Source organism: Candidatus Vicinibacter proximus, assembly GCA_016713905.1.
Taxonomy (GTDB): domain Bacteria; phylum Bacteroidota; class Bacteroidia; order Chitinophagales; family Saprospiraceae; genus Vicinibacter; species Vicinibacter proximus.
This window is the reverse complement of the sequence record JADJOE010000003.1, coordinates 1,594,077-1,617,826: the sequence shown is the minus strand read 5'-3', so window position 1 is coordinate 1,617,826 and position 23,750 is coordinate 1,594,077. Positions and strand designations below refer to the sequence as shown.

At 31.1% G+C, this 23,750-nt stretch carries 22 protein-coding genes and 1 tRNA gene; 11 read left to right on the top strand and 12 right to left on the bottom strand.

Translation table 11 applies throughout. The annotated features are described in order from the left end of the window. Nucleotides 1-65 precede the first annotated feature (65 nt). Nucleotides 66-1,394, top strand: a complete 1,329-nt coding sequence (locus IPJ83_15035) for a hypothetical protein (GenBank protein ID MBK7881852.1) — start codon at nt 66-68, stop codon at nt 1,392-1,394. A 291-nt stretch (nt 1,395-1,685) separates the two neighbouring features. Here the strand turns inward: IPJ83_15035 and IPJ83_15030 are convergent, their stop codons facing one another. Next, nucleotides 1,686-2,039 carry a four helix bundle protein gene (locus IPJ83_15030; protein ID MBK7881851.1) on the bottom strand — a complete coding sequence of 118 codons (354 nt, stop codon included), beginning with the start codon at nt 2,037-2,039 and terminating at the stop codon, nt 1,686-1,688. A 797-nt stretch (nt 2,040-2,836) separates the two neighbouring features. Beyond that, nucleotides 2,837-2,916: transfer RNA gene (locus IPJ83_15025), tRNA-Leu, on the bottom strand. Between the two features lie 117 nt (nt 2,917-3,033). Between IPJ83_15025 and IPJ83_15020 the strand changes: the two genes are divergently transcribed. Continuing rightward, on the top strand, nt 3,034-4,251 hold the full coding sequence (locus IPJ83_15020) for a site-specific integrase (protein MBK7881850.1): 1,218 nt from the start codon (nt 3,034-3,036) through the stop codon (nt 4,249-4,251). Nucleotides 4,252-4,409: 158 nt separating this feature from the next. Here IPJ83_15020 and IPJ83_15015 read toward each other — a convergent pair whose 3' ends face one another. The 7 genes from IPJ83_15015 to IPJ83_14985 all read right to left on the bottom strand — a co-directional run bounded on the left by IPJ83_15015 (nt 4,410) and on the right by IPJ83_14985 (nt 14,040). Next, the gene (locus IPJ83_15015) at nt 4,410-5,870 is read right to left on the bottom strand and encodes a T9SS type A sorting domain-containing protein (protein MBK7881849.1); all 1,461 of its coding nucleotides are present in this window, start codon (nt 5,868-5,870) and stop codon (nt 4,410-4,412) included. Between the two features lie 80 nt (nt 5,871-5,950). Beyond that, nucleotides 5,951-8,911: a T9SS type A sorting domain-containing protein gene (locus IPJ83_15010; protein MBK7881848.1), complete on the bottom strand. Its 2,961-nt coding sequence runs from the start codon at nt 8,909-8,911 to the stop codon at nt 5,951-5,953. A gap of 349 nt (nt 8,912-9,260) precedes the next feature. Beyond that, on the bottom strand, nt 9,261-10,214 hold the full coding sequence (locus IPJ83_15005) for a relaxase/mobilization nuclease domain-containing protein (GenBank protein ID MBK7881847.1): 954 nt from the start codon (nt 10,212-10,214) through the stop codon (nt 9,261-9,263). Next, a complete protein-coding gene (locus tag IPJ83_15000; protein ID MBK7881846.1) occupies nt 10,211-10,753 on the bottom strand; it encodes a hypothetical protein in 543 nt (180 codons plus the stop codon). The genes IPJ83_15005 and IPJ83_15000 overlap by 4 nt, the downstream gene beginning before the upstream one ends. Beyond that, the gene (locus IPJ83_14995) at nt 10,734-12,176 is read right to left on the bottom strand and encodes a type IV secretory system conjugative DNA transfer family protein (GenBank protein ID MBK7881845.1); all 1,443 of its coding nucleotides are present in this window, start codon (nt 12,174-12,176) and stop codon (nt 10,734-10,736) included. The genes IPJ83_15000 and IPJ83_14995 overlap by 20 nt, the downstream gene beginning before the upstream one ends. Before the next feature lie 159 nt (nt 12,177-12,335). Beyond that, complete coding sequence (locus IPJ83_14990) at nt 12,336-13,040, bottom strand: hypothetical protein (GenBank protein MBK7881844.1); 705 nt, start codon at nt 13,038-13,040, stop codon at nt 12,336-12,338. Further along, nucleotides 13,021-14,040: a hypothetical protein gene (locus IPJ83_14985; GenBank protein ID MBK7881843.1), complete on the bottom strand. Its 1,020-nt coding sequence runs from the start codon at nt 14,038-14,040 to the stop codon at nt 13,021-13,023. The genes IPJ83_14990 and IPJ83_14985 overlap by 20 nt, the downstream gene beginning before the upstream one ends. A 615-nt stretch (nt 14,041-14,655) precedes the next feature. Between IPJ83_14985 and IPJ83_14980 the strand changes: the two genes are divergently transcribed. Further along, complete coding sequence (locus tag IPJ83_14980; protein ID MBK7881842.1) at nt 14,656-15,171, top strand: sigma-70 family RNA polymerase sigma factor; 516 nt, start codon at nt 14,656-14,658, stop codon at nt 15,169-15,171. Nucleotides 15,172-15,179: 8 nt separating this feature from the next. Then, nucleotides 15,180-15,374 carry a hypothetical protein gene (locus tag IPJ83_14975; GenBank protein MBK7881841.1) on the top strand — a complete coding sequence of 65 codons (195 nt, stop codon included), beginning with the start codon at nt 15,180-15,182 and terminating at the stop codon, nt 15,372-15,374. A 73-nt stretch (nt 15,375-15,447) separates the two neighbouring features. Here IPJ83_14975 and IPJ83_14970 read toward each other — a convergent pair whose 3' ends face one another. After that, nucleotides 15,448-16,389 carry a DUF1738 domain-containing protein gene (locus tag IPJ83_14970; GenBank protein ID MBK7881840.1) on the bottom strand — a complete coding sequence of 314 codons (942 nt, stop codon included), beginning with the start codon at nt 16,387-16,389 and terminating at the stop codon, nt 15,448-15,450. A gap of 21 nt (nt 16,390-16,410) precedes the next feature. Next, nucleotides 16,411-16,893, bottom strand: coding sequence for a JAB domain-containing protein (locus tag IPJ83_14965; protein MBK7881839.1), 483 nt, complete (start codon nt 16,891-16,893; stop codon nt 16,411-16,413). Between the two features lie 780 nt (nt 16,894-17,673). Here IPJ83_14965 and IPJ83_14960 point away from each other — a divergent pair. After that, the gene (locus IPJ83_14960) at nt 17,674-17,997 is read left to right on the top strand and encodes a helix-turn-helix transcriptional regulator (protein MBK7881838.1); all 324 of its coding nucleotides are present in this window, start codon (nt 17,674-17,676) and stop codon (nt 17,995-17,997) included. 150 nt (nt 17,998-18,147) lie between these two features. Here IPJ83_14960 and IPJ83_14955 read toward each other — a convergent pair whose 3' ends face one another. Then, nucleotides 18,148-18,441, bottom strand: coding sequence for a transposase (locus tag IPJ83_14955; protein MBK7881837.1), 294 nt, complete (start codon nt 18,439-18,441; stop codon nt 18,148-18,150). Between the two features lie 514 nt (nt 18,442-18,955). Between IPJ83_14955 and IPJ83_14950 the strand changes: the two genes are divergently transcribed. From IPJ83_14950 to gwsS, 6 genes are all read left to right on the top strand, one after another. Next, entirely contained in the window at nt 18,956-19,213 is a 258-nt protein-coding gene (locus tag IPJ83_14950) for a hypothetical protein (protein MBK7881836.1), read from the top strand. A gap of 157 nt (nt 19,214-19,370) precedes the next feature. Further along, the gene (locus tag IPJ83_14945) at nt 19,371-19,760 is read left to right on the top strand and encodes a hypothetical protein (GenBank protein ID MBK7881835.1); all 390 of its coding nucleotides are present in this window, start codon (nt 19,371-19,373) and stop codon (nt 19,758-19,760) included. Nucleotides 19,761-19,812: 52 nt separating this feature from the next. After that, the gene (locus tag IPJ83_14940) at nt 19,813-20,823 is read left to right on the top strand and encodes a hypothetical protein (GenBank protein ID MBK7881834.1); all 1,011 of its coding nucleotides are present in this window, start codon (nt 19,813-19,815) and stop codon (nt 20,821-20,823) included. 297 nt (nt 20,824-21,120) lie between these two features. Next, on the top strand, nt 21,121-21,378 hold the full coding sequence (locus IPJ83_14935) for a hypothetical protein (GenBank protein MBK7881833.1): 258 nt from the start codon (nt 21,121-21,123) through the stop codon (nt 21,376-21,378). Between the two features lie 157 nt (nt 21,379-21,535). Next, nucleotides 21,536-22,522: a hypothetical protein gene (locus tag IPJ83_14930; GenBank protein ID MBK7881832.1), complete on the top strand. Its 987-nt coding sequence runs from the start codon at nt 21,536-21,538 to the stop codon at nt 22,520-22,522. Between the two features lie 146 nt (nt 22,523-22,668). Then, complete coding sequence (gwsS, locus tag IPJ83_14925) at nt 22,669-23,727, top strand: grasp-with-spasm system SPASM domain peptide maturase (GenBank protein MBK7881831.1); 1,059 nt, start codon at nt 22,669-22,671, stop codon at nt 23,725-23,727. Nucleotides 23,728-23,750: the final 23 nt, after the last annotated feature.

Sequence of the window (23,750 nt, the reverse complement as noted above, 5' to 3'; positions counted from 1 at the left end):
TGCAGAGCTGACTTTGGCGGGGTGTGATGGAACTGATATCGAAGAATATTTTAAAATAAATAAAATTGAAAAAGGTGAAATGGAAATATGGGGTGTTAACACGAATTATTTTTTTAGGAGTGTTTATGAGTTCGTGTGCCAGTGATTCCGGTGGTCAAAATGCGAACCACCTTGAAAATAAAGGTATCACCTGCGATGCAACAGGTTTGGGTGATGATCGGTTTGTGATGTGTGGGGAGAGTGGAAAATATGCGGAGCGTTCATCCGGTAGTAGCCAGAAAGATGGTTTCGTAGCGTTTGGAAAATTCGGGAGTGAGAACTTTGAGGCCTATGCAATGGGTGATGGCATGCATGATTTCAGGTGGGAAAAAGTGGCCATGTCCGGAAGTAATTTGATTTTTTCAGGATATGGATTTAAAGAAAAGCAAGCGGTGATATCTTGTTATGGTAAAGGGATGGAACCGATGTGGTCTTTGGTTTCCGATTCCTTAAAAGGTATTGAAGAACCATCCATGATTACCGATCCATCGGGCAGTGTTTTAATGGCACACAGGAATCCGGCAGTTTCCCCGTACGATGCATATCTTACTTTTATTGATCCAACTGGTGCAATAAAATGGACCAGAATAGTTAGGCTGGTGGATGATATGACCGAACTTATTACTTTAAGCAATGGTAGTTTTCTCATGCACTATTTGCAAAAGGGCGCTTACATTGATGCAGAAACAAGAAAAAAATATTTCATTCTTCCTGTACTCTTCTTATCTCCAAAAGGCACAATTACGAGTCAGTTTCATTTCCATGCCGATCGTGCTAAATTTTCCGAAATCAGCATTCATAAAGTATTATCATCCGATCAGGGTTATTCGTATTTTTTAGGATCGGTGGAGACTATATCAAAAAGGAAAGATTTGTTGATCATAAAATCTGATTTGGAAGGCAGGATGTTTTGGTCTTACACTTACAAGACGGATCAACATTTTGATATCAAAACGGCTGTTGCAGATTCCAAAGGTGGATTGGTATTTGTGGCAGACGCTTATGGTCATTCCGGCGGGATGATGTGTGCAGCAGTCAGCCCGGATGGTGAAATCAAATGGAATAATTTAATCCCATCGACACCTTATGAGCAGGTGATTGATATGATTGCAGGTAAAGATTATTTTGGAATTTATTATGATAAAATATTGAATTTTGGCATATTAAAAACCAACATCGATGGATTATCGTGTCTTGGTCCTGTATCAAAAATGAACATCACTCGAGAAGATGCAGAGATCGTTACCATCAGCAGCAATACCCTTGCAGAACCCGGTAAATCCTCCTGGCGTATAATTAACATACCGTTTAAAAAATCCGGAAAAATTAAAGCGTTATCAGATTGTAAAAAATAGGCGAATTCACTTAGCAGGATAATTAATTTTCCTAGTGAGCATCAGAGTGAATAAAAACTTTGATCAGAAATAAATCTGTACAATGAAGCCAAACAGATGATTTGTTGCATTTAGACATGAAAAGCTTTTGCTTTCTTATAAACTTCCAGTTGTTGGAAATCAAACATAGTGTAGTGTATAGGGTGAGAAAGAGAACGAAGAAAAAATCAGAACGATAATCTATCGCTCTCGCTCTGATTCTCGCTCTGATTCTCGTTCTAATTCTCGCTCTGATTCTCGCTCTGATTTTTATTAATGTGTTTTTTCAAGATTTTTGATCATAGCGAATAAAATTTTAGAAAGTTCTTCACTATTACTTAATAAATTTTTAAACTGCTGTTCGGATAAGTGTTTAGAGTCATGTAAAATATCTAAGATAGCAACTGTCTCAAAAATTGAACTCCGGGCAATGATAAAAAAATTCCTTCTATCCGATTTAGAAAATCTCCCTGAACCTTCAGCAATGTTAAGCGGAACACTTAAAGAAGCCCTAAAAAGTTGATCAGAGATAGATCTGTGCAATGAAGCCAAACGGATGATTTGTTGCATTTCGAAATGAAAAGCTTTTGCTTTCTTATAAACTTCCAGTTGTTGGAAATCAAACATAGTGTAGTGTATAGGGTGAGAAAGAGAACGAAGAAAAAATCAGAACGATAATCTTTCGCTTTCGCTCTGATTCTCGCTCTGATTTTTCTGGGTAGAGAGTGAGAAACAGAAAGAGAACGAAGAAAAAATCAGAACGATAATCTATCGCTTTCGCTCTGATTCTCGCTCTGATTTTTCAGGTCAGAGAGTGAGAAACAGAAAGAGAACGAAGAAAAAATCAGAACGATAATCTATCGCTTTCGCTCTGATTCTCGCTCTGATTTTTCTGGGTAGAGAGTGAGAAACAGAAAGAGAACGAAGAAAAAATCAGCACGATAATCTATCGCTTTCGCTCTGATTCTCGCTCTGATTTTTCTGGGTAGAGAGTGAGAAACAGAAAGAGAACGAAGAAAAAATCAGAACGATAATCTTTCGCTTTCGCTCTGATTCTCGCTCTGATTTTTCTGGGTAGAGAGTGAGAAACAGAAAGAGAACGAAGAAAAAATCAGCACGATAATCTATCGCTTTCGCTCTGATTCTCGCTCTGATTTTTCTGGAGAGAGTGAGAAACAGAAAGAGAACGAAGAAAAATCAGCACGATAATCTATCGCTTTCGCTCTGATTCTCGCTCTGATTTTTCTGGGTAGAGAGTGAGAAACAGAAAGAGAACGAAGAAAAAATCAGCACGATAATCTTTCGCTTTCGCTCTGATTCTCGCTCTGATTTTTCTGGGTAGAGAGTGAGAAACAGAAAGAGAACGAAGAAAAAATCAGAACGATAATCTTTCGCTTTCGCTCTGATTCTCGCTCTGATTTTTGTACCCGGGGCGGGACTTGAACCCGCACGGACATTACTGCCCACAGGATTTTAAGTCCTGCCAATTATGATTTCATATGGTTTTATAAATATGTAAATAGCTATATTACAAAGTATTAAATTTTATATGAATACAGATAAAACCATATAAAAACAAAAAATGTTCGACCTATGTTCGACCTAAATATATTATCTTTGTATAGTGGCATCTCTTAAACTTATTCTTAGAAAGAAAGCAAACAAAGAAGGAAAGTTTCCAATTTGTATTCAGATTATTAAAAATAGGAAAGCATCACTAATTCATATTGGCCAGTACATCGATGCAATTGATTGGGATGAGACAAATCAAAAAGTAAAGAAGACTAATTCGAATCATTCTGAGTTAAATAAGTATCTGCTACGAAAGTTAACGGAAGCTAATGGCAAATACCTAGAGCTGGCCACTGAAAAGGAAGTAGTTTCCGCTAAATCCATAAAGCAAAAATTAACTAATAACGATAACACCACCTTTAAAAGCCAAGCTGAAATATATTTAGACAATTTAAAAAAGGAAGGAAAATATAATAGGTATTCAGCCGATAAGCCACGAATCAATAGATTTTATGAATTTACCAAAGGTGGAGATATTACTTTTCAGGAAATTACAATTCCGCTACTCAATAAATTTAAAGCTTACTTAAAATCTACAAGGGAGATAACGGATAGGACAATTATAAACCATCTTGTTGTAATCCGCTCTATATTTTCTCAAACAATTTTAGGCAATCTTCTAGATCCAAAGTATTATCCATTTGGAAAGGACAAGATAAAAATAAAATTTCCAGATTCACAAAAAGTCAGTCTCACTATAGAAGAAGTTAAAAAACTCGAGAATGCTAAATTTTCAGCGGAATCTTCATTGAATCATGTTCGTAATTTATGGCTCCTGTCATTTTACTTTGCAGGAATGCGTATTTCTGATTTGCTTAGATTGAAATGGTCAGATATTGATAATGGCAGACTAACCTATACTATGGGTAAAAACGCAAAAGGGGGCTCTTTAAAAATACCAGAAAAGGCCTCAATAATTTTGACTTTTTATAAGCCCAAGACGAAAAATAAAACCGGATTCGTTTTTTCAAATCTGGAGAATGTCCGTAATCAGTCCGATTTGTTTGAAGTGCAGAAGAAAATTTCTAATGCTACAAAGACTATAGATGAAGCGTTGCAGAAGCTCGCCTTTGAACTAGACATTAATAAAAAACTCACCATGCATATTGCTCGGCATACTTTCGGTAATCTTTCTGGAGATCGGATTCCAATTCAGATGCTTCAAAAACTATATCGACATACATCAATAACTACAACAATTGGATACCAATCTAATTTCATAACTAAAGACGCTGACGAGGCATTGGATTCCGTTATTAATTTCTAAGAAGAATACTTTCTCAGATTTCTAATAAAAAAAACTACTTAAATACTTTTGTTCATTAGAGATAGAGGAGAAAGAATAGTTTTTCTTAAATTCGTTCTGCAGGGTAGCTAACCGCTTATTTAATTTGTTGAATTATAATAGCTTTTTAGCATTTAAATTCACTTTTCAATAATTATTTTCTCAACAGCAATTATTGCATCATTCGATTTTACTAATAGTGTATAAATTCCATTTTCAATATTCTTTAAATCAATTTTTACAATATTTTCAGTTATTTTTCTATGTATAATCCTTCTCATTAAAAGATCGTAAATTTCAATTGTTGCTTCTGGCAATTTATTTTCAGCATCTATTATTATATATTCTTGTGCGGGATTGGGATACAAAAATACTGAGGTTGAATTATTAATCCCTTTACTTGAAACCATTATGGAATCACATGGAAGAGTTATGTTTTGAGATCTATAATGTGGGATATTTGTAATAGAAATGAAATTATATCCAGGTAGTTTTAAGCCCCTTTGTTCAAATTTACAATTCTGACCTTGGCAATTTGGTTGATGAATGATATGTAAATAGTTATGTGTACTCGTTCCTGCTATATATATTTTTCCATCAGGCGCCAATGCTGACAAATAGAAAACTGTTGGATAAGGGTCTGCGTATCCATCCCATACTCCTATCAATAATTTACTTGCTTCTACATCACTTGCATGGAGATCAAATTGATATATTTTTTTTAGTGCGGATGCATATAAATATCTAGAATTTGCTGAAACTGCAACTCCTGCAACATGAAATGTATCTTGATCAAAAGAAATCCTAACAGGGCTTGTCAAATCTCCTGTTTCATTATTAAAATCATATATATTAAGGCCATTTCTTGGAAGAAACCGAATAAACTTTTTTCCATCAGGCGAAAATACGGCTTGACCTTGAAGATCAGCATCATTAAAATCTTCTCCTGAACATTTTAAAACACTGGGTTGAATTCCTGCTGAACTTAATAAGGTTAGAAAATAACAATTTGTATGTGATTTTGGGGCAATTAGCCACCAATCAATACCATTAGCATGTTTCGTAGCTTGCAAATTTGAGCGCCCAAAAGTATCCTTTAATGCAATTTGATTCTTTAATACAACTTTCCCGAAGCCAGAATTTAAGGACATATCAATCATGCAGTAATAAATCCTTTCTGGGGCTATTCCAACATATTGAGGCATCATAAAATAGGGTATATCTAAATCCAAATTGAAAAGATAATAAAGGTTTTTACTTCCTGGTGCAGGTAATGCTATAACACCTTGAGAGGCTGGATTTCCACTTGGGCAGTGGCTAGATTGGACAAGACCTGGATTAATAGAATCTCCATTTTCCATAATCATACCTCTTGCATCTAAAACATTACAACCATTCGAATAAAATAATAATTTACCATTTTCATCGCATATACTTGTATTTGAGCCCTCCATACTGAAATTATTAATAGTTTTTAGCAATGAGACATTAACTGGAACATCATTAAAATTTAATAAGATACCATTGCCATATTGCTTAGATACAGTAGTATCATAACCAATTACCCATTGATAATCATATTTATCTTGACTGTTAGCCAAGTAAGAATAAAAAAGAGAACAACTAAAATGAAATTATCTGAACTAATTCTTAACACAATAAAATATAGATTAATACAATATTATTTAGAATTCACTACCAGTTTTTCTGTAATAAAATTTCCATTTTCTAGTTGTATTTTGGCGAAATATATACCAAATTGAACTAAATTGTCCAGATTAATAGATTGATTATTGGTAGAAATAACTTGTTTAAATACTTCTTTCCCATTAATGTCAAAAACACAAACTTGTGCTGTATTACCATTCGGAATTGTAACAAAAAACTCCAAGGGTGTTGATTTTGAAAGTGATAACTGTATTCGATTTTTTTCTGTAGGACCTACCATTTCTTCTTCTTCTGGTAATTCAATAGTAATTGGATTTACATCGGCCAATATGGCATTCGGGCATAGGTCCATTATTTGTAATTCACATTCTGGCAATAATGTTAACGCTTCAATAACCGCAAGTCCACCTGTCGATTGACACTGCACTCCGATATTCTTTAAAATTTGAATTTGCGTTGAATTAAGTTGAGTTTGATTATTCAGTAACAATTCTAAGTAAGTTCGTTTTACTTGATATTCATTTATCTCCAAGGTTGTCAAGGGATTAATAGATTGAACCAATAAATCAGCTTCTTCCAATCTTAATATTTGATTAGTCTTATAAACTTGATTTCTATAAAAATAATTATTAAGTAAATCAATAATTTGGTTGATATTAGTCAATTTTAAAGATTCTAAAATTAATATTGAAGTTTGATCAGAATCATTTTCGATTTGATTATCAACTATACTAAGGCTATCTACAATTTCTATAATTTCATCGAGGATATACTTGCTTTGTGTTTTGATTGTGTCATGCGCAGTAAATGCTTCTTCGATCTTTTTTGACAAATTATAAAAATAGCCGATATTAGTATTTTCATTTTCTGAAAGAAAATTTACAAAAGATGAATAAGTATTAAGTAAACTTGTATCTCTTCTTAATTTCTTATACAAATAGCTTTTGAGGTTCCATTCTGTAACCGTATCATTTTCCGGAAATGGATAAACTTCATCAGCTAGTTGCATTTCCAATAACTCAGGATCTTCTGGATTAGTTAATTCCTGAACACATGAACTCGAAGGACTTCCATTTAAGTCAGTTTTATAAAATTCATACAAAGGACTATTTGGAGTAATATTATCGGGATAATAACTTGAATAATATGAATAACCACCATTAGGATTACGAACACTCTGCGGAGTATGCACAACAAATCTATTGTACTGAGCGTAATCTGGTGATTCACATGTTGCATGATTACCGGCAATAATAAGAGTATTACCTATCAATAAATAAAACCATTCATTTCCTTCATGCTTTTGGCCCCCAATGGTCGAATTAGTATGAATAAATAATCCACCAGGAGTTAAAATTGTTTTATTTTCTTTAAATGCAGTTCCTGTATTTGTTCCGTAAAAATCGTATCCTCTATTTGAGCCATTATTATTTGTATTGTTACAGTATGTAGTGTTTTGAAAATCCTTAACATATAGACCTATAAAAAAATTAATTCCTCCAGTTTGATAATACCCGGTAGAGCCTTCTAGATAATTAGAGGAGATTTGATTATTAACACCACGTGAGCCATTTGCGTATATTGCCCAATTCCAGTAACCCGTCCCTGTAAAGTTATTGCCAATAATATCTAAATTATTTTTATCCCCCGTTAAATTTAAAGCATAAATCATATCACCTACTTCATCTGGATTGCCAGTAATAAAATTATTATTGTACAATTCAGAATGTGATGTCACCGGGAAATTGCCATTTAAAAATACTCCAGATCCATATCTTGCAGAAATATTAAATGTAGATCCGCTAATAACAATATTAGAACCATCTTCAATCTTGCCGCCGTCCAATTGAATTCCTGTTACTTTAGTATTCTTACCCTTTGTATCTGCTACAAAATAAAGTTTAATATGAGTTTCTGAGCTTAATGCAAATCCTTTAATATAAACACCCTTAATAGATGGTCGTTCAGGGCAATTTTGATTTATAGTACAGCTAATTCCTTCTTTTACATCAATTATTTGAGCTTTGTTAATATTAATTCCGTTTTCTTCACAATTTCTAAATGTTGATGATTTAAGAAACAATGATCCTTCATTGAGAAATATACCATCTCTTTTTATCTCGAAAAATCTAAAAAATCGACCAGCTATTACCGTATTTTCGCCTTCAGAAAATATCCCATATTGTATTTTTTGAAATGTGTTATAATAAGACTCAATAATAGGGTTTATTGTCATGGGCACATTTATTGTTTTTATACCTGCAAAAGTAATTTTATCCGTTGTCCCATTTAATGGCGCTGAACATGAAAAAGTGTTTCTATTGAATTGATAAAACATAGGAGCATTAGATGTTCCTGTTATTTGTTCTAAATGGATCCCTACTAGATCACGATTAAATGTTGTACTTACTATACTCAATGTATTATGGACTGTATTTTTAGCCTGAATTGCAGTTAAAGCATCTTCGATTATTGAGTTTTGTGTAAATATTGTGGTATTATTTGACAATATAATTCCGTTCCACATTTCAGTACATGCAAATAACTTAGATCCTTTAATTCCAAAAGGACGACTAATTAAGGAATGTGGCGAGACTACATATATTGAAACACCAGGATCAATTTTTATTACACAATTCAAAAATGTAAATATGTTATTTATATAAAAATCACCCTTTATACATACATTTCCTGTATAACTACTTCCTATTTGTGAAGAATGTGTGACTTGTGTTCCTTCACCAATTTCAATGTTACAATTAAAATTTGGGTATTGTTCACAAAGTGTTGTTGCCGGTGTGCCGGTAAAAGGATAGTCAGCTTCATCACATGGATTTAGGTTTTGTGTAAATGTTCTAACTCCGAATAGTAAAAAAATTACAATAATGCGTACAATTCGAAATTTATCGTAGGAACGCAATAATTCTTGAACTCCGTTGTTCGGGATAAAAAGCGGTGTGGGTAGAGCTTTCATAAATAAGTATTTTAGTAACAAAACTACTACTTGGTGAAAAATATTTGTGTCATGATGAATTTGCCAAATTCGTTCATACAAAGATATTTATAAAAAATTATAAGTTAATAAAATTTAACAAAAAATATTTTCTCTCTAAATTTCAATTTTGAATGTCAAAGAACTTGAAGTGCCAAGGAAATGGTGATATTGGATATTCGCGCAAAATAATTTTATATCATAGCTACGAAAGCAATGAATCAATACCAAGGGGTGCGGGTCTCCCGCCAAGATTGCATTTCGCCATATGGCAGATTAGCGATCGCCATGGCGAAATGCAATCTTGCAACTCACCAAAACAGTATCCGCCCTAGCCATCTTCGTCATCTTGTCCTTGTATTTCGGTTTCTTCATTTGAATAGTCTGATTCTGGGTCTTCAGTCTGGTCTTCATTTTCCTCTTGAATCTCACGTTCATACCCTTCATTATCCTGCTCCCGATCCGAATTTTTTGCATCCCTTAGATTGGCAAGCTCTTGAAGTTGTCTTGCTTCTTCTTGAGCTTGCCGGTCTATTTCCTCCAGCTTCTTGAGGTCAAAACCGAGAGTTTTAAAGCGGTAATGTCTTCCGGATTCATCTTCCACTCCATATATTTTGCCACCCCTACTATAAGAATTATACCCCTCCGATTTTAGCTCAGAAAGAAAATTATCAAGCGATTTGGATCTGCTATAAACCGTTTGCACGGTTTCCAAAAGCACTTGCTTTTGTGATAATTTTCCTTCCCGATCCTGAAGCTTCTGCTCCGGATCTGTAAGCTGGAGTTTTTGTGATTTCCCATGAGCAGGCAGGCTATTTACAAGTTCAGGATATTTTACTTTTTGATACTCGTCCAAAGCGAGTTTCAATTCTCTGAATTCCTGCCTTGAAATTCTATTGGATTCACCGGTGATTAATTTGGTAGAGGACATAACTATATGAAGGTGAATATGCTCTTTGTCATGATGGGATGAAGCGAGATAGAGGTTGTCTTTGCCTCGAAGTTCGATGTATTTTTTGGTTATGTCCTTTAACAATTCCGTATTGATCTGTTTTTTATCCTTGTTCGAAAACGAGATGATTGTATGATGAAGGCGGATGTTGTCTTTCCGTCTATTTAATCTTAATTCAAAATTTTTATCCAATTCTTTTGTCCAGCCTTTGGTTGTTCGACTTCTTAAATTATGTTTTAGAACGGGTTTGGGTTTGTTATCTTTTTCCTGTTTGAAAAGATAATTTACTAATTGGCCGGTATTTGATCTTCTTGTGAGATTCTTTAGAATCATATTGAATTAATGTATTCAATCAATACGTTTTTATTATTCGGATTTTTCAAAAAATGCTCTTTAATTAATGCTTCTAAAGACTTTGGATTATTTAATACCGGTAGTATTTCTCGTTCCAATTTAATAATGGCTTCCAAAATTGATCTACCTGATTTGAATTCAATACTATTTTCTTCTATTAATTCCTGAATTGAGTTGTATGTCATTGATAATTGTTGAGCAATTCTTTTTACTTCCTTTGAATCGGGCACAAGGAAAATATTATTAATATATGCGAAACAAGCTTTCTTAATAAATTTAGTTCGAGAAAGATTATGTCGCTTAGATTCAATGCTTATTTCTTTGAATTCATCTAGGGTAAATGAAATAGTAATTTCCTTCTCCGATTTACGTTTAGCATTTCTCCACTTCCTTTTATACTCTCTCCAAAACTCGGCTCTTACTTTTTGAATTTGATCATGTGTACCATTCTCAAGGATGCCACTGGAATTAAGAAAGGAAAATAAATTGCTCTTGGCATTAAGCTTTCTTCTTTTCATCCAACTGAATTAAGGGAGGAATATCAAATGGTAGCTTATTAGAAGGCTCATAAGGTGGTAGGTTAGTCAATGAGCTTAACTTCCAATCGTTGTAAAAAGGTCTAAGCTTTGCATGAATCGGTGGCTTATTTCCGATCAATACAATTGCTCTATCAGACATTCTAATCTCATCTGCTGTCATCAATTGGCGAATATGCCGTACTTCATTTTCATCTTCATACTCAAACTTTCCAAGTGTGGTTTCCAGCATTTTGCATGTTTCAATTGGTTGTCCGGGCAAATAGACTTTTGCATAGCAATTGGCTGTTATGTTTTTTGCTTCATAAGTTCCGTATACGTGTTCCAATTGATGATAATCCTGATAGATCAGAAGTATTCCGCTATTGTATTTCCGGATATTCGATATGGTTGTTGACAGACCTGGTAGATACATGGAAGATGCTTCATCTAAAAGAAAAAAGATATTGTTCTCATTCTTTGACGGAATTCGTATCAATAAATCATTTAGAAATTGCTGGAAGAAAAGAGATGATAAAGCACCATAATAGTGCATATCCGGAACTGAATTGTTTATAAACAAAGCCACCCTTTTAGTTCGAAACTCCGAAAAATCAATAGCATCAATTGAAGTTATACTTGCAACTGTTTCGTCTGTGAATAGAGTTAATGATGCTTTGGCTGTAGCGAGTATTGATGACAGGGTCTTGTCGCCGTAGGCAACAAAAGCTTTATATTCTGATAACAATTTTTCATCCTTCGCTATAACTATTAACCTGTCTATCTTCTCTGGATTTCCTGCAAATACATTGATCAAATGCAAAACATTGTATAAAGTCCTGAATTCTGGTTCAGCATAAAAAATCAGATAGCGGATGAATAGAGAAATAATGGCCTCGGCACTCTTGTTCCAGAAAGGATCTTTAGCATCACCTAATGCATTTCTGACAAGAATTGATGCTAGCTTCTGAATATCTGAGATAGTCTTGCATCGTTTTAAGGGATTAAAGCATTCAGAATTCAAACTACTGTAATTAATCACCCTTATTTCGTAACCAAGTTCGATAAGGGCTCCACTAACTAATAATCGAATTTCATGGCTTGGGTCATTAAATATTAAACTGGAATTTCCTTTTGACATCAATAAAGCACTATTGATCAATATTGTGGAGCTCTTACCAGAACCAGAGCCACCCAAGGCAATTGCGTTTTTATAACTTTCAGAAATTGAAAGACAATATTCACCAGTTAAGCAGAATCCTTTATCCTGCTTTCTCATAATTTCATGAGGCGGAACAAATGTAGCATCAAATTCTGTCTTCCGTTCCTGATCAAACAATGCAGAAATGAATTCAAATATTCCCGTCATTATTTCAGACAGTAATTCAAATACAATCTCAAAAACAAATCCAATAACCCTAATCATCTACTTACCATTTTATCAACCAATTCTCCAGTCTTGATTAATATCGAGCCAAGTATTTTACAGGAAAAAGCAAATAGCAATGTTGCAATTTTAAAAGCAGTAATTAATAAGGTTTTGGACAATTCTAAGACTCTTTGAACAATTGGATTTGTCATATACTTAATTTAAACTTCCACCTACATTAACAATTGCTCCTTTAGACTCAAATAGTTTCTTGTAGAAATTAGATACTATCTCAAATCTCTCGCTATCCCATTTATTAACTGGCTTGTATATGATGTATATAGAAATACCTTTTAAATTGGCAACAGGATATTTCTCTATTAAAAGCTTTTCAATTTCATTCGGATTATTTCTAATCCTCTCAATATTGCTGGAAGTAGTAAAATCAATAAATGAATTTTCCATGAGGTCAGAATTAATAATTAATATCTTCTTATCTGCTTTCGACTTATTTAAATGATTCAATTCTTCACTAAGTATTTTGAAAATCACTGATCCATTTCGCTTGGCTCTACCTTGTTTTAAAAGTTGTAAACTTGAATCAATGGAGGTATAGAATTTCTTTAATTCACTACGTCTTTGATATTCATTTCCCAGAGCTGATGATGCCACCCTTTCAATTTTGTGGCATTCCACAGTATTAAATCCATTTTCAGTGATAGGCTGAATTCGAACCACCTCACCATTAAATACATTGTCATTTAGACTAGAAATGATTTTGTATTCATTGATAGAAATATGATTAAATGTTTCCTCAGTTAGATCAAGTATTATGATAGTTTCCGAAGTTAAAGTCTTACAAGAAGACTGACCAATTAAAAAGATTAAAATAAATATTACACTATGCAAGTTTTGTTTCATTATTTAAATTTTTATTTAACAATATTCTTCCATTTTTCAATTCATGCTCTTTTAAGCACGTTGCATGCTGTAGTTCCTTTTCTTTGTCCAATGACATTAATAGGCCTTCCTTGTATTTTTTAAATGCCTCAAGCTTTTGTTTATTCTCATTGACTTTACTTTCCTCAATTTGAAGGGCTTTATCCAATTCTGCATTTTGGTGTTTTAATTGTAATATTTGATTCTTTTTATCATTGAACTCATTGAACTCAAGCACCTGTTCTCTCGTGGGTAATTTCGTTGAAGCGAGGAGTAGGGCTATTATAAAGAAGAAGTCATTGAACAACATCCAAAGAATTGGTGAATTAGAAAATGTTGAGCCATCATCAGAAAATACCTGCCTTTGCATTCCTAAGTAAAAGAAAACTGCACTAGCTCCTATAAATCCAACTGAAAGCCATATTGCTTTTTCTTTTAATGTTTTGGCAAATCTAATTTTGGATCCTAGAATATGTGCTCCGAAGGCTAGACCAATTGCAACTGCCAATGCCAAAATTATTGCGACTAATAGATTGCTAACTAAAACTTGCAAACTAGAGTAATTGGCCATAGCATCAATAGAACAAAGTGAAAGGATTGCAATTTTGATCCATTTGTAATTCTTCCAATCATAAGAGAGCTTAGTCCGTTTAACATCAACTTCCAGAGTCCCTATTTTCTTTTGATTTGCATCTTGTTTGGATTTTGTAATTTCTTTTAACTCCTCAATATTTGTTTGAGAAATTTCTTCAGTGAGTTTTTCAATCTCAGGATTGAGTCTCTGGTTTACATGTTCTTTCAATACTTCGAAGAAAGCAGTGATTTCTAGAAGCAGTAGGTTAATAGTCAAAATACCTTGAGATATTGCTATATCAATATCTTGATGAGCTTTAGCTTTAATTTTTTGGATTTCTGCTGTGATAAAATTTTCGATTTCTACTACTCGAAGTCCAAATTGAAATGAGAACATGTCATTTTTCATAATTTTAAAGTATTTATGTTAAAAAATATTATTAAATGGTGGTGAAGGATTCTCACAGGAGTCATTATTCCGAGTATCAATTATTTGATCCCGAATTAGGATATTGAGTTTTAAATGTCGAGAGGATGAAATCTCATTGAATTTTTTCAATGAATCATCGAATGCATGGTTTGCAATTAGCAAACTGAACATTTGTTCAGTCAACAAGGAATTTGTAGAGGAATTAGACGGTATCTTTTGCATATGCATATTTTTTTAGTTTATATGCCGAATACCCACATGCAGTAGAAAAACTTGACTTTAACCTTTCAAAAGAGTTAGAATTAACCCGAAAGGCATTAAATTTGCCTCGTTCATTTGTATATCGGTGTAATCGTCAGAAATTTCAGCCGATAAACAAATTCCAAGGCTGGTTCTACTTTGTGGGACCAGCTTTTTTTATATCCGGTGAGAACCTCATTTCTTTATTTAAATACCAACTATTTTTTACTTTTTCTATTGATTTTCAGCACTTTATATTAAATTATTTTATAATTTATAAAAATTTATTATCCATTAAGTATTGAAATTCAACTTTTTATTATATTTGAATTATAAATATTTTATATATAAACTTTGGAAGTATTTATTTTACAATCCCAGGATCAAGTAAATAAATTTTACTACGATAATTTGGCAACTATGAGTTTTATAATTAAAAATACTGGGTTGCCACATCACCATTTAGATGATTTATTTAATGAATCGCTTGAAGAAGTTTGGAAAATCAATAGTAGAGGTCAAATTATTTCAAACTTAAAATCCTTTTTTTTAAATCAAATATTTAAAAGAAACGCCTTAAACCTTGCTGAAAAGGAGAGAAAAAGGAAAAATACAGATATTTCCCAAAATGTTAGTCCAGTCTTTAATGTAGGAACTAGAAATATTATTGAATCAAAAATTGCTTTAGAGCATATTGAACACATTTTAAGTTTAATGCAACCAACTTGTCGTAAAATAATAAAATATTATTTGGAAGGATATTCTAATGAAGAAATAGGTCAATTCATGAATTTGCAAAAGAACTCTGTCGCGTCATATAAATCAAAATGTCTTGATAAATTTGAAGAATTAACATTAACTTACTTATAAAATCTTGTATGGAGATAACTTGGAAGGAATTATTGGATCAAAAAGAAGAATCGAGATTTGAATTATTACAACAAATTTACAAGGAAGAAATGGAACTTGTTAAATTTCGAAATCTACTTTTAAAAGCTCAAGCAAAAAGAGAGTTAATGAGAGTAAAAGCTAAAGAATTTAAAGGGAATTTAGTTGAATCTAATATACTTTAAAAAATCCCCACAAGGCAAAAGCCTTGCAGGGAATATTTGAAATATAAAGCGTTGAAATAAGTATTCACTTATCCTATGAGTTCAGATTTTCATTGCTTAACATATACTCAACCGCTTTTTGAGCCTGTGAAGCTACTTTAAAGATAAATCGATTATCTTCCTTTAGAACTTTCAACCAATCGTTCAAATATGAAGAACTTCTTTGCAAAAGGGGATCATTATCAATTTGTGCTATACAACATAAATAGGAGCTTCCAATCTCAGCAATAAGTTCCTCCGTGCTATAAACCACGCTTCCAAAAGTTTCAGAATTTACAATTCCTTCTCTATTAAGTCTAGATCTATGTCCGGTCGAATGAGCTAACTCATGAAATAAGCAAGCATAATAAGCGAAGCTTGATTGGAATTGCGCCAGCATTGGCATGTTGATAAAGTCCTTTGAAGGTAAGTAATAGGCATGATCGGAATCTATGAGCTTAATCTCCGGCCTATTAGGCATATTCTCGACTATACTTTCACACTTTTCAATCTTCTCATTAGGATTGAGTTCATAATCTAGCATTTCAATAGGAATACCTTTTGTGTCTTCAATATTGAAGACAGGATAGTATTTAATGGTTCGAATTACATCTATTTTCATTTTGTCCTTAATAATACTCTGTGCCTCAATTTCACTCAATTTATTACCTTCCAAATCCTTGTAAGTCAGATTGAAATAAATAACCTTTTCCGCTTTCGCTCCTGCATTCAATACTGCTCCTAATTCCTTAATCTGATTAAAGGTTAGAAAATATGGAATCCTATGTCTTGAAAAGTTCATCAAGATGTAGTTGATACCTCGATATTTATGGCCTGAAAAATAATTTCGTGCCAAGCCATAGGTATTCCAAGGTCTTCGCCAAGGTATAACACCATTTTCTAGCATGGCGATAATCTTATTGGTCACTTCTTGATACAGGTCTAGTTTCTGATTAGTAACAACCTGAACTGTTTCTGTATTATTTACTTTTTTCATTGTAATTAGATTTAAGGTGAATCAAAAGAACAAGCATTCATCTGAAAATGAGTAGTAGCCAGAATTAGGAACCAATATTAGATGGTCAAGAATATTGATATCGATTAGTTTTCCAGCCTCTTTAGCCTTCTTTGTTAAGGCAATATCATTATCACTCGGTTGAAGGCTTCCAGAAGGATGATTGTGAGCTAGGATCAAACTTGATGTTATAGCTTTAAGGGCTACAGAGAATAGGATCTTGAAATCTACTACAGTTCCACAAGTTCCACCTTTTGAGAGCCTAAAGATTCCTTTTACTCGGTTAGCTCGATTTAGAAACAAAACATTGAATTCCTCCAGTAGCTCCATATTGTTCCCCCAATTCTCTCGAAGGATAGCTTCTGAGTCTTTGGAGGATTTGATAATGGGTAGTTCAACTACTTTACTTTTGTTTGAATACGAGACTTTGACTTCAGCTACTTGCCATAGTGGATTTGACTCAATGTGATCAATTGATTTTTTCATAAACTAAGATTTTAATTGTTAAAGAATATTTCTTTCCTAGTTTATGTGAAGTAGGTATTAAGGTGTAGAGGGTAGAAATTGCCAGATTGGCAATTTGCTGAAGTGCATATTTGTTGCAATTTAATTGCAACAAATACCCATTAACATAAGGGTTTCTACTGAATTTTCATAGTTGATTGATGCAATTTCAGATTTAGTTTATAAATTACGCAAGATTCAGTAATCAAAATTAAAAATGCTTTCAAGCAATAAATTTAAAATCGCAAGGCAGCATTTGTTTGAACTACTGGGTCTTTAGTTAAATTGATAATTTGTAATTCATTGAATTATTAGAAGTTAGAAAAAAGCTTAAATATTTTTTAAAATAAATTAATAAATATTAGGTAATTTCAAATTGTTAATTTAGATTTGGATTAAGATGCCCGTAAGCACCCTGAATTTAAGATAATTTGTGCAATGATTTTTCTCAATCAATTTGTGTCACCAATTAGACAATAACAATTTTAGATAATTAATAAAGCCCGCGATAAACCATGAAAATGTTTTAAAATGGCCTTTTAATAATGAAAATAATCTGTAAAGTTATGGTATTTTTTATCATTAAGAATTGTAGGTTTTATTATTCATTAACCGTTTCGTTTCCATGAGACGTAAAATTCTTTTATATGAAATATTTATTATATTCATAGATTAAATTAGTTTATAAAAATGTTGAGCCTATTTAAGTAATTATTTTAAAAATATATCTCTTTCCCTTGATTAAACATTTAAATTACACTTGTGAACTATAATCAATTAGTTGCTAGTCGGATGAAACAACAACGAGAAATTAGTAAATTGACCGTTTCAGCAGTTGCAGATCATCTTAATACACAAAAATCCACCATAAGTTTATTGGAAAATGGTAAGCAACAAATTAATGTAGAACATCTTAAGGCATATAGTTTATTACTAAATATCCCAATTACAACTTTTTTACCTGAAATCAAACTTAACATTGAAGAAGATATTGTTAAAAATGAAGCTGATACAAAATTATACGAAAGTCTTAAAACTGCTATAGACTGTATGAAAACATTCCTTGGGAGAAATTTAAAGTTATAAGTAAGAAATTTATGAATTTGACACTAATGTAATACTCCCCATTTGTTGTACCAAAAGTTTATTAAGTTAAGTTAATAAAATTCATTAAATCACACTGCTTACGAATACTCAGCTTTTGTGATTTCGTAGATACCATCTCTATTCGCTGCTTCATATTCCCAGTTTCTTGCAACTTTTTTTTAAAAAATCATTCTCAACCTTCAATTGGCCGATTTGTGCATAAAGCTTCTCGATTTCTACATTCTCTGAATTATCAGTTGTTGATTTTTCCTTTTCAAAGACAGATCCTAGATTCTCAAGACATTCTGTCTTCCATTTGGAAATCAGAACAGCATTGACATCAAATTGCTTACTTAATTCAGCCAATGTCTTTTTGTTTTTGATGGCTTCTAAAGCGACCTGGGCCTTAAAACCTGAAGTAAATTTGCGACGTATTTGTTTCATATGGTTTAGTAAATTTAAGTGTTTTTTTTATACTAAACCTCTGGTCTCAATTTTGGGGAGTATTACAATTTGGGCTATTAAAATTTAAGGATGAATTAAAATGCTTAAATGATGAACTTAGAAAGAATCAAATGAAAAAATGAATATTTTAATCTAAAATATTTGATCCACTATTAGTTCAATTTTCATTAAAGCTGTTGAAAAAGATAAAATATTAACTGAAAATAATATTTACTTTATCCACAATACTTAATGTGTATATTTTCACTTTCTAATTATTATTAATAATTAACATTTAGTTTCTGAAATCTTAAATTTAAAATATTTAAACACAGATTTAGAAATTCTGAACACCTTTAATATTTATAGCTGTAAATTTGCTACATAACAAATAAATATTTATTTTTTTTACTCAATTTTATTAATAAAATAAAAGGGAAAATGCTCTTACCCGGCAGTCAGTCAAATGGTGCGAATAAAAAGATAGAGCAATTATTATTAAAATTATTTTATTATGAAAAAACTGAAAATTAGTACTTTCACAGAAAAAGAATTTCAAAATTCCCTCCAAATTAAGGGTGGCATAACCTCATGGAAAAATCTGGGTGATGCTACTTGGAGAGGAAATGATACAAGAGGCCCTTTACCCGGCGGAGGAACCTACTTTAATTACTGGACATTTGGAGATCCGAATAATGTAACAAATGGAACGGATTATCATCTTGAAGGAGGTGGTGACGAGGTTACAGGAATTGACTATATTGATGTGTAATTAAAATATTCTACATTTATATAATGAAGACAAGTTAACCTGTCAAAGTTAGCTTGTCTTTATTATTATCAAATTTTAATTTTCGATAAATATTTTAATACATTTATTCAAATTCTTGATAAGGTTATAGAATTAAAATATGTTTTAATTTAACAGAGTGAAAATATTATTACATGCCCCTAGATTAAACATAAGCATATTTAATATAGCTAGATGGCTTAGATATTATTACAAGTTAAATTTTGTTTATAACGACTGCGATTCAATAAGTGATTTATCAATTAGAATAAATAATTTATCAAGTAATATTGACTTAAAGTATAAAAATATTGAGTACTTTGATAATGCTAATAAATTATTATTTAACCATCAAGGTACATATTCTTTTTCTGAGGATTTTACAAAATATTTCATTGATAAGCAGTATAATAAAATTCTGGATACCGAATTAAATGCATTATTAAGATTTATCTATTTTTTTGAAAGTAAAAAAAGTATACTTTCAGATTATCCTGGATCTGACAATTTAATAAAGTTTGTTAATTAATTATGTAGCTGAACCAAAGTTAAAAGAAAGTCTTAAGACAGCAATAGACTATATGAATAGATTACTTGCAAGAAATTTATATAGGCTTTTAGAAACAATTTATGGTTTTAAACATTTAAAAATAAGTTTAATTTTTATACAAATGAAAAATTTCTTATTCATTATTATTAATATTTACCTGACTATCATCTATAAATTAATTGCTCAAGACGTTAATGATTTTTCACTTTATAAAATGGATTCAGTTTATAAAGCAATTCAAGAAAGAATTGATTCGGATACTAGTACTGATGAATGGAGGATAACTCTAATAACGCTAAATAAAGGTAAATACGTAAATGGAAAAGAGGATACTGGATATAAGTACATTAAATTAGCGTACGATAATTGGCCACACGATGCTTATTACAATGATTTTGAAGAAGATAAAGCTACCACAAATTATATTAACAAAATTTATCCAAAAATCTTTCCTAAAGCATATAAATATATGATTCATATTAGGGATAGTATTGTGAAGACATATAATAAATCTTTACAAGAAAAATTAATTCAAATTTATCTTGCTGATCAAAAAGACAGGATCGAATATGATAAACATTTATCAAAAAAACATTATACTGACATTGTCCTTAAAAAAGCTACGGAAAAACTAGATCGTAATGATCTAAATCGAATTGGTCAAATTGATTCTATTATAAAAATTCACGGATACCCTGGAAAGTCATTAGTCGGTCTCAAGTATTCACATTATGCTCTGATTATTATACTGCATAGTCAAAGTAACAAACTTATTAATTATTTTAATTTATTGGAAGTGGCGGTACATAATGGTGAATTAGGGAAAGAAAATTATTCATATTTTGTTGATCGGTTTCTAATTGGAACAGAAAGGAGACAGCTTTTTGGTACCCAATATAAAATAATAAATGGCGAGATTATTATTTTCCCAATTGGACATCCGGATCATTTAGATGAAAGAAGGAATAATTTTGGCTTTCCAAAATTTAAGGATGATTTAAAATCCTTAAATGACGAAATTAGGAAGAATGAAATGAAATGAAATAAATTAATATAATCCTTAAGCAATTGGATTTAGTTTCTTTTTCTTAATAATAATTATTGAGATTTAGTATTAAGAAAATTAAGTTTTAAATTTTAGAACAATTATTAACAAATTCCAAACAGCCATACTTAAAAATGCTGTAATTTTACATTGGTTAGTATTAGATTTTTAATCTTTGCTAAATTTATTTATATAAATCATTTAATGAAACTAGCTGCAAAATGCTCTTGCCCGGCAGTCAGTCAAATGGTGCGAATAAAAAGATAGAGCAATTATTATTAAAATTATTTTATTATGAAAAAACTGAAAATTAGTACTTTCACAGAAAAAGAATTTCAAAATTCCCTCCAAATTAAGGGTGGCATAACCTCATGGAAAAATCTGGGTGATGCTACTTGGAGAGGAAATGATACAAGAGGCCCTTTACCCGGCGGAGGAACCTACTTTAATTACTGGACATTTGGAGATCCGAATAATGTAACAAATGGAACGGATTATCATCTTGAAGGAGGTGGTGACGAGGTTACAGGAATTGACTATATTGATGTGTAATTAAAATATTCTACATTTATATAATGAAGACAAGTTAACCTGTCAAAGTTAGCTTGTCTTTATTATTATCAAATTTTAATTTTCGATAAATATTTTAATACATTTATTCAAATTCTTGATAAGGTTATAGAATTAAAATATGTTTTAATTTAACAGAGTGAAAATATTATTACATGCCCCTAGATTAAACATAAGCATATTTAATATAGCTAGATGGCTTAGATATTATTACAAGTTAAATTTTGTTTATAACGACTGCGATTCAATATGTGATTTATCAATTAGAATAAATAATTTATCAAGTAATATTGACTTAAAGTATAAAAATATTGAGTACTTTGATAATGCTAATAAATTATTATTTAACCATCAAGGTACATATTCTTTTTCTGAGGATTTTACAAAATATTTCATTGATAAGCAGTATAATAAAATTCTGGATACCGAATTAAATGCATTATTAAGATTTATCTATTTTTTTGAAAGTAAAGAAAGTATACTTTCAGATTATCCTGGATCTGACAATTTAAGAAAGCTTGTTGATTTAGAAATGGCAAAAAGAGTTGGCTTGCCAATTCCTTCAACTATAGTTTCAAGTAATAAAAAAGAATTATTGCTCTTTTTAAAATCCCACGAAAGTATTACAAAAGTAATCAGTAACACTTTTCATTTTGTTAATGGCGAAGAGATATCTGGATATCAAGGAACAAAAGTTATAAAGGCTAAAGATATTTCGAAACTAGAGAAAATTACTTTTCCAATATTATTGCAAGAATTGCTTTCTAAGGAATTTGAGATTCGTGTATTGTTTTTAAATGGAATTTTCTATACGATGGCAATTCTAGATCCAATTAAACATATTGATGTAAGAACAAATTTTACATTAGATAAGCCAAGATGGAGACTTATTCCTTTTAAATTGCCAGGAGTAATTCTAAAGAAAGTAAAATTACTATTTAGTAAACTAAAATTAAAAGCTGGTTCAATAGATATGATTTATACTACTAATAATCAATATTATTTTATTGAACTAAATCCTTGTGGGCAATTTGATTGGCTATCTTACCCCTGTAATTACCAAGTTGAGAAATTTATTGCTGATACAATATTTATTAATTATGAAAAAGCAACAAAAGAAAATTGAGTTAATAAAAGAACCTTATATTATTATTAAATCTAGAGTCACAAAAATTAGTGAGAATAATAAACAAAATAAAGTTATTAATAAGAAGAATTTAGGGAATATGACAATTTCAGATTTTCCATTTTACAAAGAAATATCTCGCTCATATGGATGATTATATTAAAATATTTAGTAATATTAAAATAGTTAAAGGTGTAAGGTTTGGTTTAGTAATCGACTATCAAAATAAGAAGTATTTTAGAGTTGAAAGAAATATTTTTGATTTGATACTTAAATTTGATGGAGTTAAAATCAAGAATATTTATAATATTAATAGATCGTATGATAAAGGATCTATTGATAAATTATTAAAAATATTGGTTAAGCAAAACCTTATATTTATTACAAAAATTCCTAATCAATTTCCTCCAATTGATATGAATTATTTTTGGCCCAGTCAAATTTCAAATGCAATTATTGATGTTAATTTTAAACATATTGAATTTTATAAAGATGTATTCGATGATTTAACCGATCTAGGTTGTGAATTTATGAAACTAAGAATATTTCATGAATTAAATTTTAAGTTAGTTGAAAACATATTAAATTTATTAGATAAGTCTAGTGTTATTAATTGTACTATAGAGATTTCAAAAATCAATCCAAGCAAGATTAGCAAATTGGATAATTTATTTAATAGTTTCCATATTTTAAAGCAAATTGTAATTTTCAATTTTCGAGAAGATATTAAAATTAACCCAAGAATCGAAAATGGAGAATTAATTTTAAGATCTGAAGAGGTCAATTCTCATACTTCATGTGGTGTGGTTTCAGAAAATATTTTTTTATCGAATATTAATTTCTTATCAGAAGGGTTGAAATTTAATACTTGTTTAAACAGGAAAGTAGGAATCGATTTTAATGGAGAAATCAAGAATTGTCCTTCAATGCGAAAAAGTCATGGAAATATACAAAATAGTAGAATAAAAGAAATATGTATTTCAAATGATTTTATTGAACTCTGGAGTATTACAAAAGATAAAATTAGTGTATGCAAAGATTGTGAATTTAGATATGTTTGCACTGATTGCCGTGCTTTTATTGAAGACCCAGAAGACTATTTTAGTAAGCCTTTAAAATGTGGCTATAATCCTTATATTGGTCAATGGAGTGAGTGGAGCACAAATCCTTTAAAAAAGAAAGCTATTGAATTCTATAAACTTTAAAATATTTAAATAGCAAATATTTT